Annotated in this window: 16 protein-coding genes; 4 read left to right on the top strand and 12 right to left on the bottom strand. The window is 66.5% G+C overall.

The window, feature by feature from the left end; translation table 11 throughout:
* Positions 1-134: 134 nt before the first annotated feature.
* The 5 genes from IEW87_RS04815 to IEW87_RS04795 form a co-directional block, all read right to left on the bottom strand.
* Positions 135-1,631: a lipopolysaccharide biosynthesis protein gene (locus tag IEW87_RS04815; RefSeq protein ID WP_188711143.1), complete on the bottom strand. Its 1,497-nt coding sequence runs from the start codon at positions 1,629-1,631 to the stop codon at positions 135-137.
* A 508-nt stretch (positions 1,632-2,139) separates the two neighbouring features.
* Positions 2,140-2,445, bottom strand: coding sequence for a hypothetical protein (locus tag IEW87_RS04810; protein ID WP_188711142.1), 306 nt, complete (start codon positions 2,443-2,445; stop codon positions 2,140-2,142).
* A 99-nt stretch (positions 2,446-2,544) separates the two neighbouring features.
* Positions 2,545-3,795, bottom strand: coding sequence for a sulfate adenylyltransferase subunit CysN (cysN, locus tag IEW87_RS04805; RefSeq protein ID WP_188711141.1), 1,251 nt, complete (start codon positions 3,793-3,795; stop codon positions 2,545-2,547).
* A 1-nt stretch (position 3,796) separates the two neighbouring features.
* The gene (gene cysD, locus IEW87_RS04800; protein ID WP_188711140.1) at positions 3,797-4,708 is read right to left on the bottom strand and encodes a sulfate adenylyltransferase subunit CysD; all 912 of its coding nucleotides are present in this window, start codon (positions 4,706-4,708) and stop codon (positions 3,797-3,799) included.
* Between the two features lie 25 nt (positions 4,709-4,733).
* Positions 4,734-5,492, bottom strand: coding sequence for a 3'(2'),5'-bisphosphate nucleotidase CysQ (locus tag IEW87_RS04795; protein ID WP_188711139.1), 759 nt, complete (start codon positions 5,490-5,492; stop codon positions 4,734-4,736).
* 158 nt (positions 5,493-5,650) lie between these two features.
* On the opposite strand from IEW87_RS04795, the gene IEW87_RS04790 reads away from it, so the two are divergent.
* Both IEW87_RS04790 and cysC read left to right on the top strand, forming a co-directional pair.
* Positions 5,651-6,586, top strand: a complete 936-nt coding sequence (locus IEW87_RS04790; RefSeq protein ID WP_229730959.1) for a sulfite exporter TauE/SafE family protein — start codon at positions 5,651-5,653, stop codon at positions 6,584-6,586.
* Positions 6,583-7,713 carry an adenylyl-sulfate kinase gene (gene cysC / locus IEW87_RS04785; RefSeq protein WP_229730957.1) on the top strand — a complete coding sequence of 377 codons (1,131 nt, stop codon included), beginning with the start codon at positions 6,583-6,585 and terminating at the stop codon, positions 7,711-7,713. The genes IEW87_RS04790 and cysC overlap by 4 nt, the downstream gene beginning before the upstream one ends.
* A 7-nt stretch (positions 7,714-7,720) precedes the next feature.
* On the opposite strand, the gene IEW87_RS04780 is transcribed toward cysC, so the two are convergent.
* The gene (locus tag IEW87_RS04780; protein WP_188711137.1) at positions 7,721-8,626 is read right to left on the bottom strand and encodes a sulfite exporter TauE/SafE family protein; all 906 of its coding nucleotides are present in this window, start codon (positions 8,624-8,626) and stop codon (positions 7,721-7,723) included.
* Positions 8,627-8,709: 83 nt separating this feature from the next.
* Positions 8,710-9,168 carry an RrF2 family transcriptional regulator gene (locus IEW87_RS04775; RefSeq protein WP_188711136.1) on the bottom strand — a complete coding sequence of 153 codons (459 nt, stop codon included), beginning with the start codon at positions 9,166-9,168 and terminating at the stop codon, positions 8,710-8,712.
* Positions 9,169-9,278: 110 nt separating this feature from the next.
* Here IEW87_RS04775 and IEW87_RS04770 point away from each other — a divergent pair, with 110 nt between their 5' ends.
* Positions 9,279-10,850, top strand: coding sequence for an O-antigen ligase family protein (locus IEW87_RS04770; RefSeq protein WP_188711135.1), 1,572 nt, complete (start codon positions 9,279-9,281; stop codon positions 10,848-10,850).
* On the top strand, positions 10,847-11,878 hold the full coding sequence (locus IEW87_RS04765) for a hypothetical protein (protein WP_188711134.1): 1,032 nt from the start codon (positions 10,847-10,849) through the stop codon (positions 11,876-11,878). The genes IEW87_RS04770 and IEW87_RS04765 overlap by 4 nt, the downstream gene beginning before the upstream one ends.
* A gap of 1 nt (position 11,879) precedes the next feature.
* On the opposite strand, the gene IEW87_RS04760 is transcribed toward IEW87_RS04765, so the two are convergent.
* The 5 genes from IEW87_RS04760 to IEW87_RS04740 all read right to left on the bottom strand — a co-directional run bounded on the left by IEW87_RS04760 (position 11,880) and on the right by IEW87_RS04740 (position 16,470).
* On the bottom strand, positions 11,880-12,641 hold the full coding sequence (locus IEW87_RS04760) for a GntR family transcriptional regulator (RefSeq protein WP_229730955.1): 762 nt from the start codon (positions 12,639-12,641) through the stop codon (positions 11,880-11,882).
* A gap of 79 nt (positions 12,642-12,720) precedes the next feature.
* The gene (gene deoC / locus IEW87_RS04755; RefSeq protein ID WP_188711133.1) at positions 12,721-13,431 is read right to left on the bottom strand and encodes a deoxyribose-phosphate aldolase; all 711 of its coding nucleotides are present in this window, start codon (positions 13,429-13,431) and stop codon (positions 12,721-12,723) included.
* Between the two features lie 26 nt (positions 13,432-13,457).
* Positions 13,458-13,913, bottom strand: a complete 456-nt coding sequence (gene rbsD / locus IEW87_RS04750) for a D-ribose pyranase (RefSeq protein ID WP_188711132.1) — start codon at positions 13,911-13,913, stop codon at positions 13,458-13,460.
* Entirely contained in the window at positions 13,913-15,445 is a 1,533-nt protein-coding gene (locus tag IEW87_RS04745; protein WP_188711131.1) for a sugar ABC transporter ATP-binding protein, read from the bottom strand. The genes rbsD and IEW87_RS04745 overlap by 1 nt, the downstream gene beginning before the upstream one ends.
* Positions 15,445-16,470: a sugar ABC transporter substrate-binding protein gene (locus IEW87_RS04740; protein ID WP_188711130.1), complete on the bottom strand. Its 1,026-nt coding sequence runs from the start codon at positions 16,468-16,470 to the stop codon at positions 15,445-15,447. Before IEW87_RS04740 ends, IEW87_RS04745 begins: the two co-directional genes overlap by 1 nt.
* Positions 16,471-16,518: the final 48 nt, after the last annotated feature.

The raw sequence follows: 16,518 nt of genomic DNA, 5'->3' as shown, positions 1-16,518 counted from the left end.
TCGTGTTGGTTGCGCAAGACCAGGGGCGCCCTTCCTCGCGATGAACTAACCATAATACAGGAACGCGCGTGCAGGCGAGGGGTGCCCGAACGCTTAGCCGCCAAGACCAGCAACCTTCGAGTCGTAACGGCCGTTCACGTCGCGGACCTCTTCCCACGACGTCCGAGCTTTAGCGTCCGGCGGATCGCTGCGCGGTTCCGGCGCCCGCAGACCAACCACAGCGTGCCGTAGTAGCTCAAAAGCATCATGATCGACATCGGGACAGCGAACGTCCAGAACGCAGGAGTTGCTTGTCGCCATGGCGTATATGTACACAAGAACAGTAGACCAAGTGGCACGATGAAGGCGGCGGCGAGCATCACCGTATTGAGAATATAGGGCACGATCTGAATACTGGCGTATTTTTTCAGAAGGTAAATCCGGTACGGCCAGGTCAGAATAATCCGGAGTGCGCGTCCAACCGCAAGCGCGATCAGACCGAAGGGCGCCGCAATCATCAAAAGCGCGACGCCAACGATATTCTCGATCAGTCCGAGTGCGAAAGCCCGCGCAGGCCGACCGACTGCCAGAAGTGTCTGCTTATCGAAGCGACAGATTGCGGCCATAGACATAGAGACGGCGAGAATCTGCATGATGGGGACAGCGCGTTCCCATTCACCAGCGCCTGACATGTAGGGCATAATAATGTCCCCCAGGGCAGCGATAATTCCGAGGACCGGAATAGCGATCCCGCCCGCGGCGAAGGTGAGTTGCAGAAAAGCGCGGTTGAGGCGCTCGCGGTCATCCTGCAATTTCGAGAATGTCGTCAGAGCGATCTTGCTGATCACACTTGACACAAGCTCACTGACAAGCTTCATTGCGCGTTGCGCGACGAAATAAATTCCGCCGGCTTCCGGACCAAGGAGAACGTTGACGAGGACCTTGTCGATATTCTGCTGCGTACGGTTTAGGATCTCGAGCCCAAGAACGCTGACGCCGAAGGACATCAACTTGCGTAAGGCCGGTACGGAGTAGCGGAACGTCGGTCGCCAACTGGTACTGAACCAGAGAGCAATTGTGCCCGCAACAAGCGTGGCAAGCATTTGCACGATCAGTGCCCACACGCCCATTCCAAACAATGCCATCGGCACAGCAATTGCTGCACCAACGACTGTGCCGAAAATGCTGCGTAGTCCAAGTGACTTGAAGTTCATGTCGCGCTCGAGAAGAGCAGCCGGAACGCTGCTCATCGCCGAGGCAAACAGCGAGAGACCCAGCACACGAAGCATCGCAGAGAGCTGCTCCATCTCCATCCAACTCGCGATGAGCGGCGCCGTGAAGAAGATGAGGCCGTATATCACTACGGCGATCGCTATTGACGTCCAGAACGCTGTTGTCGCGTCATCACCGCCGAGTTCTCGTTTCTGGATGAGGGCCTTGGCGAAACCAGCGTCGACAAACACCAGAAGCATCGATGTGATCGCCGTGGTGAACGACGCGAGGCCGAACTCGCTAGCGTCGATAGTCCGGAGCAGAATCACGAAAACGACGAGCGACATGAGGCGTATGCCCCATTTCTCGACGGCGCTCCACCCGATGCCGTGCAGCACAAGCCGTCGGAGGTCCTTCGGTCCACCACCGTCGGCATTCATCCCGATATCACCGCATCGCCAGGTCGCCCTGCCGCGACAGCGCCCGCGAGGACGCCCGCGACGGTCAACCGCAATTCATCGCTCTTCACGCGTTGTCCTCTGTCCTCATCACCCGAGAGGTCATCTACGTACGCCGCGTCCGCAGAGACTCCATGCCACTGACCGTGGCAGCTCGCGCAGGCGAGCCGCCGACGAGCCTAATCGACGTAGCCGATTCTCCCTGAGAGGAAGGAGCCTGTAGCACCGAGCCGCTCAGCCGGCTTCACTCTTGTGGTCCACTTGGTGCAGCTCAGCTGGCCACCCATGGACCTATTGCACGAACGAGGGAAAGTTGTGACCTGCCACATGGTTTGGTTACCGGTCATTCGGTGGAAATCAGGCGCGGGGTGGATGTGGGATCTAAGCGTAGCTCGAACTCGATGGACGCAAGAATGCCGACGCCCAAGTGACTCGGCGGCGGTTCTAGAAGACCTCGATGTACTCAACGGTCGCGTTCACGAGCTCGACTCTAGTGTACCAGTGTTTCCGAGCGAGGGGCGCGATCTGCATTGGACGACCAGAACGATTTCATCATCGCGCTGTCGAGCTCCTCGCCAGCGGTCCCGAGCGAGGTCATGAGCCCGGCGGAGCGGATGTTGTCGCCGAAGACCCGAAGACCCCTCATATGAATTGCGTACGCGTGGTCCGCGTGGACCGTGCCGCCCGGTGCCGGATCGCGTGCCTTCAGCGCCACGTCGCGTGCATTGATGACGAGGCAGGTATCGGCGCTGGAGTCAACCGACCAACCAACGATGTGGTGATTGTAGGCATCCACGAGACATCTGGGAGCTTGAAACCAGCAGAAGGTCGCGACCGTGTGAGCTACGAAGGGCCACGCCTTTGACGGTGGCGGCACTTCGTAGCGCACACGGTGCTATTCCGCGACGTTGATCGTGCAGGCCGCGACGGTGGCGTTCGTAGACTCGTCGATCAGAATGAACGAACCCATCGACGGGTTCAGCCGGTACGAGTCGGCGACGAGCGGCGACGTCATTCGCAACGTCACGCGACCGATCGCGTTGAGCGACAGCTGCGTGACGTCGGTCTTGCGGCTGAGCGTGTTGACGTCGAGTTCATACTGGATGTCCTTGACGACACAGCGCGCCTCGCGGCTGTTATGCAGCACGGCGTACTTCTTGCCTTTGACCAGCGGCTCTTCATCCATCCAGCAGATGGTCGCGTCGATGTCCTGCGAGACCTGCGGTTGGTTGCCGGGGCGCGCGAGCACGTCGCCGCGCGAGACGTCGATCTCGTCTTCCAGACGCACGGTCACCGACATCGGCGGGAACGCCTCGTCGATCTCTTCGCCCGCCATGTCGATTGCCTTGATCTTCGACGTCATGCCGGAGGGCAGCACGATCACGTCGTCGCCCTTCTTCATGTGGCCGCTGGCGACCTGACCGGCGAAGCCGCGGTAATCGATGACGTCCTTCTGCTGCGGCCGGATCACGTACTGCACCGGGAAACGCACGTCCTGCAGGTTGAGGTCGGCGCCGATGTGCACCGTCTCGAGGTGGTGCAGCAGCGACGACCCCTGGTACCACGGCATGTTCTCGCTGCGCGTGACGACGTTGTCGCCCTCGAGCGCCGAGATCGGGATCGCGGTGATGTCGTCGATGTCCAGCTTCGTCGCGAAATCGAGGAAGTCTTTGCGGATCCGTTCGAACACCTGTTCGTCGTAGTCGACGAGATCCATCTTGTTCACCGCGAGCACGACGTGCGGTACCTGCAGCAGCGACGCGATCGTCGCGTGACGGCGGCTCTGCTCGATGACGCCCTTACGCGCGTCCACGAGCACGATCGCCAGCTCAGCCGTCGAGGCGCCCGTGACCATGTTGCGCGTGTACTGCGCGTGGCCGGGCGTGTCGGCGATGATGAACTTGCGCTTGGGCGTCGCGAAGTAGCGGTACGCGACGTCGATCGTGATGCCCTGCTCGCGCTCCGAACGGAGGCCGTCGGTCAGCAGCGAGAGGTCGACGTACTCGTTGCCGCGGCTCTCACTCGTCTTCTCGACGCTGGCGAGCTGATCTTCGAAGATCGACTTCGAGTCGAACAGCAGCCGGCCGATGAGCGTGCTCTTGCCGTCGTCGACCGATCCAGCGGTCGCGAATCGCAGCATGTCCATTTTAGAAGTACCCCTGCTTCTTCCGGTCTTCCATCGCCGAGTCGCTCACGCGGTCGTCGCCGCGCGTCGCGCCGCGCTCTGTGATGCGGGTCGCCGCGACCTCCTCGATGATCTTCTCGAGTGTGTCGGCGTCTGACTCCACGGCGGCCGTCAGCGTCGCGTCGCCGACGGTGCGGTAGCGCACGCGGCGCGTGACGACGTCCTCGCCTTCCTTCGGCTGCGCGAAGCGGTTGGCCTCGAACACCATGCCGTCGCGCACGAACGTCTCGCGCTCTTCCGCGAAGTAGATGCGCGGGATCTCGACGCCGTCTTCCTTGATGTACTGCCAGATGTCGAGCTCGGTCCAGTTCGAGATCGGGAAGACGCGGATCGATTCTCCCGGGTGCACCCGGCCGTTGTAGAGGTTCCAGATCTCCGGACGCTGGTTCTTCGGGTCCCACTGCCCGAAGTCATCGCGGAAGCTGAAGACGCGCTCCTTGGCACGCGCGCGCTCCTCATCGCGGCGCGCGCCGCCGAGCATGGCGTTGAAGCCGTTCTGCTCGACAGTCTCGAGCAGCACCGGCGTCTGGATGCGGTTGCGCGAGCCGTTCGGTTCTTCCTTGACGAGACCGCGATCGATCGCTTCCTGCACGGATCCGACGATCAGCCGCAGTCCGTGCTTCTCGACGAACTGGTCGCGGAAGGCGATGATCTCGTCGAAGTTGTGTCCCGTGTCGACGTGCACGACCGGAAACGGCAGGCGTGCCGGCGCGAAGGCCTTCATCGCGAGGTGCAGCATCACGAGCGAGTCTTTACCGCCCGAGAACATGAGCGCGGGCTTCTCGAGCTGCGCGACCACCTCACGGATGATGTGAATGGACTCGGCCTCGAGCTCCCTGAGCTGCGAGATCGAGAATTGGGTCTCGGCAGACACCGTTCTCCTTTCCGTCCGCCAGCGCTCAGAGCGCCGCGCGGATCGCGGTCATCACGTCGTCCCGGATCTCAGGTCGGCACACGACCAGATCGGGAAGGTACGGGTTGGGCTGGTTGTAGACGAGGTCGCTGCCGTCGAGGCGCGACGTGTGCAGGCCGGCCGCGCGAGCGACGGCGACGGGTGCCGCACTGTCCCACTCGTACTGGCCTCCGCCGTGCACGTAAGCGTCGGTCTCGCCGCGCACGACGGAGCAGATCTTCACGCCGGCGGATCCCATCGGCACGAGCTCGGCACCGAGGCTCGCGGACACGTGTTCGACGAGCTCCGGCGGGCGACTGCGACTCACGGCGATGCGAATAGGGCCGTCGCTCTCCGCGGCTCCGCGGGCGGTGTCGACGCCTGCGTCGGTTGAGACGAGGATCTCGTCGGGCCCGCCGAGCGCAACGGCGCCGAGCGTCAGTTCATCACCGATCTGGAGGGCGATGTGCACGGCCCAGTCGTCGCGGCCCTCGCTGAATTCACGGGTGCCGTCGAGGGGGTCGATGATCCACACCCGCTCGGCGCCGAGTCGCGCGTCGCTGTCCGCGGCTTCCTCACTGAGCACGGCGTCGCCGGGCGCGAGGGTCGCGAGCCGCTCGGCGAGGACCGCCTGTGCGCCCTGATCACCGAGATCCTTCAGGGCCTTTCCGTCGAGTTCGGGGTTCTCGGCGCGGATTTCGATGAGGCGCTGGGCCGCCAGGCGCGCGAGTTCGCGCGCGATGTCGGCATCGGTTGTGTCAGTCACGAAGCGGTGATCCCCTGGAAACGGTCGTCTGCAGGGGAGGCGCACTCCCCCAGTTCCTCCGTGACTTTACCCCAGTCGCCTGCAAAATCTGTTCCGCGGGCCGTCATGGAGCGTGACAGGGACGGTTCTCCCGCCTCGCGCTGATAATCTTTCTCCCCATGGATTGGGCTATGGTCTTCGCCGCCCTCGGCATCGGTGTCGTCGTCGGACTCACCGGCATGGGCGGCGGCGCCCTGATGACTCCGATGCTCGTGCTCGGCTTCGGCGTCAGCCCGTTGACAGCGGTGTCAAGCGACCTCATCACGTCCGCCGTGATGAAACCGGCCGGATCGATCGTGCACGCACGCTACGGCACCGTGCACTGGCGGCTCGTGCTGTGGCTCATGATCGGGTCGGTGCCCGCCGCGTTCTGCGGTGCGCTCATCATCTCCGCCGTCGGCGAGCTGACCGGAGTGCAGGCGTTCGTCAAAACCGCCCTCGGTGCGGTGCTCCTGCTCGCAGCCTCGCTCCTCGGGTTCCGAGCCTTCATCGGCATGCGCAACCGCGCCCGCGAACGCCGCGACGGCACGTCGACGCAGCGCAGTGACACCGCCGACGTGCCGGTGAAGATCGTCCCGACCCTCATCGTCGGCGTCGTCGGCGGCCTCATGGTCGGTCTCACCTCGGTGGGCTCCGGCTCGTTCATCATCATCGCGCTGATGATGCTCTACCCGCTGCTGTCGATGAACCGCCTCGTCGGCACCGACCTCGTGCAGGCCGTGCCCCTCGTGTTCGCGGCCGCGATCGGCCACCTGTTTTTCGGCGATGTGCACTGGGAAATCGTGATCCCCCTCATGATCGGCAGCGTGCCGGGTGCACTCATCGGAGCCCGGTTCTCGTCGGTTCTGCCCAGTGGCATCGTGCGCCGCGCCCTCGCCCTCGTGCTGCTCGCCGCCGGCCTGCGCCTGCTCAATGTCGACATCACCTGGACCATCGCGGCCGTCGCGGTCGCCTTCGTCGCCGCGACGTTCGGCTGGATGGGCCTGCGCAAGGCGAACGGCCTCGAGCCCACATGGCATCAGGAGCACAAGAACCACCCCGAGGAGAACTCATGATGGACGTGCCCGCCACGCTCTCGGCCGCCCAGCTGCGTCAGGTCGAACTCGCCCTCGCGGGTCTCGACGAGGGTCAGTTGCGCCTCGAGCTCACCGGGATCGACGTCACAGACGGCGACACCGTCGTGCTCCACGATGAAGAGGGCACCGACGTCGCCGAGATCGCGGAGATCACGGTCGAACACGTCGACCCGCCGCGTGATGAGATCACGCAGCTCGGATCCGGGCAGGCCCCGCCGCTTCCCACCATCGCGGTCGTGACGGGGACCGCCACTGCCCGCCGCCCGCTCGGGCACCGCGACCGCGCCGACCTGCGCGTGGTCCGTGGATCCGCCCGCACCCCGCACGCCGTTCTCGTCACCGGAACCGTGCCGGGGCCCGACGACGAGGGCTGGCAGCAGCATCCCGGCGACGCCATCGTGCTCGACCGCGGCGACTCGGCCGCGCTCGCCCGCGCCGTGACCGCCGTCGAGGCCGCCGGCCGCCGCGCCGTGATCCTCCCCCACACCACCGACTCCGACGACGAGAACGCGCGCATCGCGACCCAGCTCGTCGCCGACGATGTCAGCGTCTGGCAGACTCCCGCCCCCGCCTCGTCAGGTCGCGTGGTGCTGCTGACCGGGCTCAGCGGATCCGGGAAGTCGACGATCTCGAAACTGCTCGTGCAGCGCCTCGCCGAGACGGATCCGCGCACCACGACGCTGCTCGACGGCGACGAAGTGCGCCAGATCCTGTCGAAGGGTCTCGGCTTCTCGCTGCACGACCGCATGCTCAACGTGCAGCGCATCGGCTGGGTCGGCGCCCTCGTTGCCCGGCACGGCGGCATCGCGGTGTGCGCCCCCATCGCCCCGTTCGAGGCGATGCGTGTCGAGATGCGCCGCCGCGTCGAGGAGTTCGGGCGCTTCCTGCTCGTCCACGTCTCGACACCGCTCGAGGTGTGCGAGGAGCGCGACCGCAAGGGCCTCTACGCGAAGGCCAGGGCCGGCGAGATCCCGGCGTTCACCGGCATCAGCGACCCGTACGAGATCCCGCCGCGCCCCGACCTCACGATCGACGCCTCCGTCGTCTCCCCCGACGACGCGGTCGACCGGATCCTCGCCGCGCTCTCCGAGCTCGACGCCCGCTGAGCGCGCCTCAGTCCGTTCGCGCGCCCTCCGCGACGCGCGCCTTCTCGAGGCGACTCGCGGCGAGGTGCGCCCGCACGCTCCACGCGACGGCTCCGGCCCACACCAGCGCGATGACGACGTAGACCGTCCAGGCCACGGGCGCTGGCGCCGCGATCCAGTCACTCCGCAGCAGCGTGCGCGAGTTGGTCAGCACGATGAGGCCGCCGACGAGGGATCCGAGGATGCGCGGCGGCACGTGCCGAACGAGCCACGCGGCGATCGGGGCCGCGATGAGGCCGCCGATCAGCAACGCGAGCGCCCACGACCAATCGATGCCGACACCCGATAGCCCGAAGAAGAATCCGATGCTCGCCGCGACCGCGACGAAGAACTCGCTCGTGTCGATGGTGCCGATGACCTTACGCGGCTCCATCCGTCCGCTCGCGAGCAGCGCGGGGGTTCCGACGGGGCCCCACCCGCCTCCGCCCGTGGCGTCCATGAAGCCGCCGACGAGCCCGAGCGGCACGAGGAATCGACGGCGCAGGGGACGCTCGCTGCGCGTCGGGAGCCCCTGCACGGTGAACCGCAACAGCACGTAGATGCCGAGCCCGAGGAGGATCGTCGACATCACCGGCTGGGCGAGTTCGACCGCGAGCCACGAGAGGAACGTCGCACCGACGAACGCGCCGACCGCGCCGGGGATCCCGACCCTGGCGACGACCTTCCAGTCGACGTTTCCGAAACGCCAGTGAGCGGCGCCGGACGCGAGTGTCGTGCCGATCTCCGCGAGGTGAACCGTCGCGGACGCGGCAGCGGGGTTGGTGCCGATGGCGAGCAGCAGCGTCGTCGAGGTGACGCCGTACGCCATGCCGAGGCTTCCGTCGACGAGCTGTGCGCCGAGCCCGACGAGCGCGAGCAGTATGAGCGTGTTCATGGCGACGAGCATATCCTACTAATTCCGTCGGATTACCGCGGATTACGAGCCGCAAGGAGCGCGAGGCGCAGCAGTGGCCGCCGCTACTCCTGTTCCCAGGCCCCCGGATCCGCCACGAGGTTCGCGATGTCGTTCGGCAGCCGGCCGTCGGCGAGGTCGGCGAGGGTGACCGATTCGAGCACCGCCCGCACGTTCGCCCGCAGCGCGACCCAGACGTTCACCAGCGGTGTCGCCGTGCCCCGCAGCTCCACGTCCGACGGCCGGTCGTCCCGCACGTAGACGAGCGGGCCTTCCACGGCGCGGATCACGTCAGCGACCGTCACGTCCTCGGGCGCGCGAGCCAGGCGATGGCCGCCGCGCGCACCGCGCTGGCTGAGGATGATGTCGGCACGGCGCAAATCGGGCAGGATCCCCTCGAGGAAGCGCCGCGGGATGTCCTGCCCGGTGGCGATCGCCTCGGCCGACAGCGGCGCGTCGTCGGGGCGCACCGCAAGCTCGAGGCAGGCGCGGACGGCGTAGTCGCCGCGGGCGGAGATTCGCATACCTCGATTGTCTCGGATGACACTGTCTTTCTTCCGCCGACTCGCGCTTCCCGATATACGGGGGACACGACCCTAAGATGGTGCGAGATGTCAGCAACAAGGGGAGATGTGTGCTGAGACTTCAGGACGACCCGTCGTTCCTCGACTCGCGATCGACCCTCGAGATCATGCTGATCCTCGGCGTCGTCGCGGTCGCGGCGCTGGTCGTCGCTGCGCTCGCATTTCGCGTCAGATCGCGCTGGCTGTTGGCGGCGACGCTGGCACTGGGCGTCGTGCAGTTCTTCGGGCCGTTCGGCTTCACGTCGTTCGCCCTGCTCATCACGTGCACCCTGCTACCCGTCGCGTTCTGGCGCACGCGCGACGATCGGCGCACGCTGCGATCCGGCGCGACGATCTGGGCGCTGTTCCTCGCGGCGCTGGCCGCCTGGCAGGCCGTGTCAGTGCTGTGGTCGGAGAAACTCGGATCCGCTGGTTACGGGGTGGTCTTCAGTGTCGCGCTGCTCACCGTGTTCCTGCTGGCGCGCGACGTGATCCGCCGCGATCCGGCCGGAACGCCCGTCGCGCTCGCGGTCGCCTCACCGTTCGTGATCATCTCGGCCCTCATCGTGATCGTGTTCCGGCTCTGGCCGCCGCTCGAAGGGGCGTACCTCCGGTCGCCGATCGCGACGCTGTTCACCGAGCCCGACGTGATCCTCGTCAGCGATGCCGAGATCGCGATCGCGCTTGACCCGATCCGCACCCTCGGGCTGTTCGCGGGCGAGGCCATGCCGCGGCGCGAGTCGCACCCGTTGCTGCCGCGCCTCTTCACGCAGGACGACCCGACGCACTACCAGAACGTTCTCTCGCCCGACAAGGCCGGCGGCCTCTTCCTCAACGGCAACACCGCGTCGCTGTTCTTCGCGATCGCCGCCTGTGCCGCACTCTGGGCTGTCTTCGCCGGTGGGCGGCGCACGCTTCACCTCGTCACGGCCGTCGTCTCGGTCGCCGCGCTCGTGGCCACCGGATCCATGACCGCCGTGCTGCTCGTCGTCGCGCTGCCGGTCGTCGCGCTCTTCGCGCTGTTCGCGGTGCGCCGCCCGGTGATCGGCTGGATTGTCGGATCCATCGCCGTGCTCGTCGCGATCGCCGGTGCCATCGCCGTCGCGACCTTCCGGCCCGGGGCGCTGTCGGCTGGCACCACGCTCGGCGACCGCTTTACGCTGTGGCGCATGGTGGCCGAGGCCTTCCCGCACCGCTGGTTCACCGGATTCGGGTTCGGCAACTGGCGCACCCACATCGTCGACGTCTGGTCGGACTACTTCCCCGGCATCGCGACGCAGGTGTGGCCTCCGCACAACCTCATCCTGCAGGCGTGGGTGGACGCGGGCCTCATCGCGGTCGTGCTCACCGTCGCGCTCGTCGTCGTCGGCCTCGTCGGATCCCTGCGCCGCATCGGCGAGACGCGGCGGCGGCCGATGTTCTCGCGGGCGGCGCTGCGAACAGCGATCGTTCTCATCGGGCTCACGTGGGTGTTCCTGCACGGCATGGCCGACACGACGTTCTTCGTCGGAGACAACCACACGCTGCCGTTCGTCGCCGTGCTCACTGCGCTGGCGTTGACGCCGGTGGGTGGCGCCGGTGCTGCTTCTGGCGCGCATGCTTCCGCGGGGTCTGGGGCGAAGTCTCGTAAGGTCGACGCGTGACCACCTACGTCTACTACCCGAGGGGCCTCGCCACCGGCGGCCCCGAGGCGCTGCACCAGCTCGTCGACTCGCTGCGGCGACAGGGGCGCGAGGCGTTCCTCGTTCCGATCCCCGGCACGACTGCGACGCCGCGCGCCGAGCGCTATGAGCACTACGACGCGCCGGAAGCGAACGGGGTGGTCGACGCGCGCGGCAACGAGGTCATCGTGCCCGAGACGCAGGCACTGCTGCTACGCGGCCTGCGGCGAGCGCGCGGATACGTGTGGTGGTTGTCGATCGACTATGCCCCGCGCTTCGTGATCGAACGCGACGCGACGTCGCTGCTGCCGATCGAGCGCGGGCGCAATCAGCGCGCACCGCTGCTGCAAGTGCGCGCGGCCAAGCGCTTCCTACGGGGCCTCACGAGCGGCGAGGATCGCGTGCTGGCCCGCAGCGGACACCTCGCCCAGTCGCACTACGCGTGGAGCCACGTGTTCGCCCACCTCGGCCGAGCCGGATCCATCCTCAGCGACTACACGCCGCTGTCGTCGTCCGCGGTGACGGCCGAGGGGCGGATCCCCCGCATCGCTTACAACCCCGCGAAGTCGCGCGCCATCATGACGGAGTTCTCGCGGCGCTGGCCGGGCATCGAGCTGCTGCCGCTGCAGAACATGACGCGCGACCAGGTCGACGACGCCCTGCGCACCTCCCTCGTCTACCTCGATCTCGGCGCGCACCCCGGCAAAGATCGCTTCCCTCGTGAAGCCGCGGCCATGGGATCCGTGGTGCTCGTTGCCAACCGCGGCGCGGCGGCCAATGGCGTCGACGTGCCGCTTCCACATGAGCACAAGGTCGAGGTGCGCCCCGACATCGTGCAGAACGCCAAGCGCGCCTACGACCGCGTGCTCGCGGATCCGGCCGCCGCGTTCGAGGCGCAGGCCTCCTACCGCGCGCGCATCCCCCACGAACGCGCCGTGTTCGACGACGAGGTCGCCGCGATCTTCATCCACGGCATCGAGGGCTCTGACGGGGCGCAGCCGGCGCGTTAGATCAGCGGCGGGAGAGCATCGACGTGACGCGCAGGCGCCCGGAGTGGATCCACACGTCGGAGTATTCGATGGGACGCCCGTCGGCGAGATAGGTGACCTGCTCGAGGTACTGCACCGGTGACGACTCGGCGAGATCGAGGTAGCGCGCCACGATCCCGTCGGCAGCGCGCGCACTGAACGTTCGACGAGCAGACGCGATCTTGAGCCCGAACTGCCGTTCGAGCGTGCCGAACAGGCTCGTCGTCGCGAAATCGACGCCCTCGATGCCGGGCGCGAGATCGGCGCGCACGTAGTTGTAGAGGAGCGCGACGGGCCCTTCCGCCGTGCTGCGGCGGCGCACGAGTTTCAGAACCGCCCCACCTCGCGCGACGTCGAGCAGGGCGGCGATGGGGCGCGGCGGGTCGATCAGCACGGCTTCAATAACCTCGGTGTCGGTCTCGATGCCCTGCTTCGCGAAATCCTCCGTCAGCGTGCTCAGCTTCTGGGCAATCGCCGGTTCGATCGTCGTCGACGTCACGAAGGTCCCACGCCCGCGCACCTGCTTGAGCAGACCTTCCTCGATCAGCGTGGTCAGCGCGCGCCGCAGCGTGCCCCGGCTGACGCCGAGCTCGCCCGCGAGATCCGGTTCGCTCTTCAGGCGATAGTTCGCCGGCCACTCTCCGGAGGCGATGCGGGAGCGGAATCGATCTGAGATCTGAGCGTGGATCGCCACGGGAAGCTCGCGCTGGATCTCGCTCCCGATCACGTCACCCTGTTCCGCCACTCTCGCTCCTCACGCATCGCCTCTCTACAAGTATCACCGCCTGCCCAACCGAGCCGGGCAGGCGGTGAGACTCTTCCGGTCAGTAGCTCACAGTCGAGTCATCGCCGGTGTCGCTGATGATCGACGTGCCCGCGCTCGTTCCGAGAAGCACGGCGCCCGCACCGATCAGCTCGAGAGCCTGGTGATAGGTCTTGATCGACCCCGACGCCTTCACCTTGACGCCCTCACGTGCGCGACCCACCAGGTAGCGGATGTTGTCAGGGCTCGCCGTCTCGATCTGGCCGCTCGACGCGTTCTTCAGGAACGCGGCGCCTGCCTCCATCGCGAGGTCGACGGCGGCATCCTTCTCCGACTCAGTCAGCAGCGGCAGCTCGAGCATCACCTTGACGGGGATCCCGCTCGCCTTCACGACGCCCGCGATGTCATCGCGGAACGCGTCGTACAAGCCGCTCTTGAGCCAGCCGACCTGAACGCCGATGTCGAGCTGCGTCGCGCCCAGCTTGGCGATCGCTTCCGCCTCCGCTGCCTTGCCCGCGCTCGTCATCACTCCGACGGTCGGGAAGTCGAGGGCCGACGCGATCTCAACGCCCGTGCCGGCCAGTTCCGAGGCGACCTCGCGGATCCAGGACGCGGGAATCATCGCCGCGTTGAATCCGTGCTCCGCCGCCTCACGAGCGTGCGCGATCATCTCGTCACGGGTGGCCCCGGGTTCGATCTTGGTGTGCTGGATGTAGGGCGCCAATTCGGCGGGCGACAGCGAGAGCGCAGCGGGCGCAGTGGTGTCAGTCATGTTCTTCTTTCTCTGTATTTCGGGTTCTAGAGCTTCGATGCGTAGTAGTCCGGCGCGATGATGCCCTCGCCGCCGAACCAGCGCGGCACGTCGACACCACAGAAGAGGCCGATGTTGCCCCACGGCTCGAATGCCCCGGTTCGGACGATCACCTTCGCCTGCTGCGCGAGCTCTCCGAGCATGTCGGCGTGGCTGCGCGTCGTGAACTCCGCGTCCGTGAACTCCTGCTGAAGCCACTCATCGAGGCGGGGGTTGTTCGAGGTCACATCGTCAGCCCGCACGACGCCCTCGACGACCATCTCCGCGGAGATCAGTTTCAACACGGTGCGGAGGTCGGGGAGGTTCTCCGCGATGGCGAGGTCGACCCGATGCGCACTTCGCGGGATCGGGAAGCCGGCGTCGACGACCATCAGGAGGTCGGTGTGCCCGAGCGTCGCAAGCGCGCCGCTGAGCTCAGCATTGAGAATTCCGTGTCGTTTCATCACATTCCTTTCGTCGGGGTGAGTTCATCGGCGGTTGCGTTCGTCGCGAGCGCCATGATCGTCTCTTCGGTCGCGTCGTTCGACTCCACAACGCCAGCCACCTGTCCTTCACGCATCACGAGGATCCGATCGGTCGCGGTGAGCAGTTCCGGCAGGTCAGACGACGAACAGACGATCGCGACGCCTTGCTCCGCCAGCTCGAAGAGCTGTTCGTAGATCTCGACCTTCGCGCCGACGTCGACGCCGCGGGTCGGCTCGTCGAGCATCAGGACGTCCGGCCGGATCGAGATCCATCGCGCGAGCAGCGCCTTCTGCTGATTGCCTCCGGACAGGCTCGTGATCGGCTGGCCGAGGCCGGCGGTCTTCACACGCATCCGCGTCGCCAATCGCTGCGCCGACTGCGCGATCTTGCCCTTCTTGAGCATGCCGAGCGTCGAGTTCGCACGCGTTCCGAGCACGCCGATGTTGTCTCCGACCGACATCGTCGTGAGGATCCCCTGCGCGCGCCGCTCGCCAGGCAGAAAACCGAGCTTGTGCCGCACACTGGCGATCGGGGACCGTGACTCGTAAGCCGTCCCCGACAGCCAGACCTGGCCGGCTGTCCCTCGATCCGCCCCGAAGATGTTCGCCAGCAGCTCGACGCGACCCGAGTCCGGCAGTCCAGCGATCCCGACGATCTCGCCGGGCCGGACGTCGAACGAGACGTCGCGATGGCGACGGCCGCTCAGCGCATCGATTCGCAGCGCGGGCGTCGCCTGCGGATCCGTGCTTCTGTTCTCGCGCCCGTCGAACTTTTCGAGTTCACGGCCCACCATCGCGGCGACCACGTCGTCCGGGCCGACCTCCTCGCGCCGCCATGACGCGACGTGTCTGCCATCGCGCAGCACCTCGAGGCGATCGCAGAGCTCGAAGATCTCCGGCATTCGGTGCGAGACGTACACCATCGTGGTGCCCTGTGCCTTGAGCTTCGCCATCAGCACGAACAGCCGGTTCGCCTCAGCGGGGGTGAGCATCGCTGTCGGCTCGTCGAGGATCAGCACCTTGCATCCGCGCGCAACCGACCGCGCGACCACGACGAGCTGCTGGATCGCGAGATCCAGCTGCCGGACGTTCGCCCCGGGGTCGATGTCGAGGTCGAGCTCGGCGAGCAGCGCCCGCGCACGGGCGTGCATCTGCCGCTTCGACGGGAAGAGGCGAGACCCGGGCTCGATGCCGGCGAGGATGTTCTCGGCGACGGTGCGATCCTGCAGCAGCGACAGCTCCTGCGGCACGATCGCGATGGAATGCTTGGTGAGGACCGTGTTCGGGTCGAAACTCTCCACCTCCGCGCCGTCGACGCGCACCGATCCGGAGCTCGGCGGCTGCAGACCCGCAAGGATCTTCAGCAACGTCGACTTTCCCGCGCCGTTCTCACCCACCAGACCGGTGACCTCACCTTCGACGATGTCGAAGCTCACGCCGTCGAGTGCGGTGACCGGACCGAACTTGCGAGTGAGGTCGCGGACTTCGACGAGGGGCGAGACGGCACTCATCAGTCCTCCACCGTGGCTTCGTCGAGGTTGTCCTTGGTGATGATCTGCGCGCCGGTGTCGACGCTTTCGATCGCCGTGCCGTCGGTGAGGTACTCCGCGAGGACCTTGACTGCCTGGTATCCCTGCTCGGTGGGGTTCTGGCTGATCGTGAATGTCACGACGTCGTTGCGGATGTAGTCGGCGGTGGTCGAGAGCAGGTCGAATCCGACCATCGAGATCTCGCCCGTCTTGCCGGACTGCGACAGCCACTTCGCGGCGGCCGTCGTGGAGCAGCAGTCGAGGCCGGCGATCCCGACAACGTCGGACTGCCCGGACATGGTCGATTCGACGGTGTTGTACGCCTCGCTCGGCTCGTTGCCGACGTTCACCGGACCGACGATCTCGAGGTCGGTGTCTGCAAGCGCACTCTCGAACCCGCCGAAACGGTCGTGCGACCAGCCGGCGCCCGTGTCGAGCGAGAACACGACGACCTTGCCGGACGGGTTGTCACCGAGAGATTTCAGCAGCTCCTCCGCCTCGGCCTCGCCGGACGCCTTGAGGTCCTGCCCGACGAAGCCCATCTGGTCGGATCCGGGGTTGTCGGTGTTGAACGAGATGATCGGGATGCCCGCGCTGTGCGCCTGCGAGATCACGGGCTTGAGCGCATCGCTCGACGCAGATGAGACGGCGAGTCCATCAACGGCCTGCTGCTGGATCAGGGTCTGCAGCTCCGAGACCTGCTTCGCCGCATCGCCGCCCGTGGGGCCGATCAGGCTGACGTCGGCGCCGAATTCCTCGGCGGCCTCTTCCATTCCCACCTTGATCGGCGTCGCGAACGCGAGAGACGGGTCGTGGTAGCTGAGCTTGATCCGCAGCGGCTCGCCGCTGTCGACGCGCTCCTGGATGTAGTCGGCCAGCTCGAACTCGCTGTCGTCCGACGCCGAGCTCGCGGGGGTGATCGCCGCGCATCCGGCAATCAGAAGTGCGCCGGTCAGCGCGGCTGCGCTGGCTGCCATGAGGCGTCGGGCGGTTGTCTTGAGAAACATCGGTCCTCCTTTGGTCCGGGATAACGAATGGCGCATGATCCTGCGCGG

The sequence above is a fragment of the Microbacterium faecale genome (genome assembly GCF_014640975.1).
GTDB lineage: Bacteria > Actinomycetota > Actinomycetes > Actinomycetales > Microbacteriaceae > Microbacterium > Microbacterium faecale.
Note: the sequence above shows the minus strand (reverse complement) of the source record. Positions and strands in the feature narration are given on the sequence as shown.

Excerpts from the sequence above, each read along its gene's own strand:
- IEW87_RS04815 (WP_188711143.1), bottom strand. The coding sequence starts at position 1,631 with ATGAATGCCGACGGTGGTGGACCGAAGGACCTCCGACGGCTTGTGCTG.
- cysN (WP_188711141.1), bottom strand. The coding sequence starts at position 3,795 with ATGGACATGCTGCGATTCGCGACCGCTGGATCGGTCGACGACGGCAAG.
- IEW87_RS04790 (WP_229730959.1), top strand. The coding sequence starts at position 5,651 with ATGGATTGGGCTATGGTCTTCGCCGCCCTCGGCATCGGTGTCGTCGTC.
- cysC (WP_229730957.1), top strand. The coding sequence starts at position 6,583 with ATGATGGACGTGCCCGCCACGCTCTCGGCCGCCCAGCTGCGTCAGGTC.
- IEW87_RS04780 (WP_188711137.1), bottom strand. The coding sequence starts at position 8,626 with ATGAACACGCTCATACTGCTCGCGCTCGTCGGGCTCGGCGCACAGCTC.
- IEW87_RS04775 (WP_188711136.1), bottom strand. The coding sequence starts at position 9,168 with ATGCGAATCTCCGCCCGCGGCGACTACGCCGTCCGCGCCTGCCTCGAG.
- deoC (WP_188711133.1), bottom strand. The coding sequence starts at position 13,431 with ATGACTGACACCACTGCGCCCGCTGCGCTCTCGCTGTCGCCCGCCGAA.
- rbsD (WP_188711132.1), bottom strand. The coding sequence starts at position 13,913 with ATGAAACGACACGGAATTCTCAATGCTGAGCTCAGCGGCGCGCTTGCG.
- IEW87_RS04745 (WP_188711131.1), bottom strand. The coding sequence starts at position 15,445 with ATGAGTGCCGTCTCGCCCCTCGTCGAAGTCCGCGACCTCACTCGCAAG.
- IEW87_RS04740 (WP_188711130.1), bottom strand. The coding sequence starts at position 16,470 with ATGTTTCTCAAGACAACCGCCCGACGCCTCATGGCAGCCAGCGCAGCC.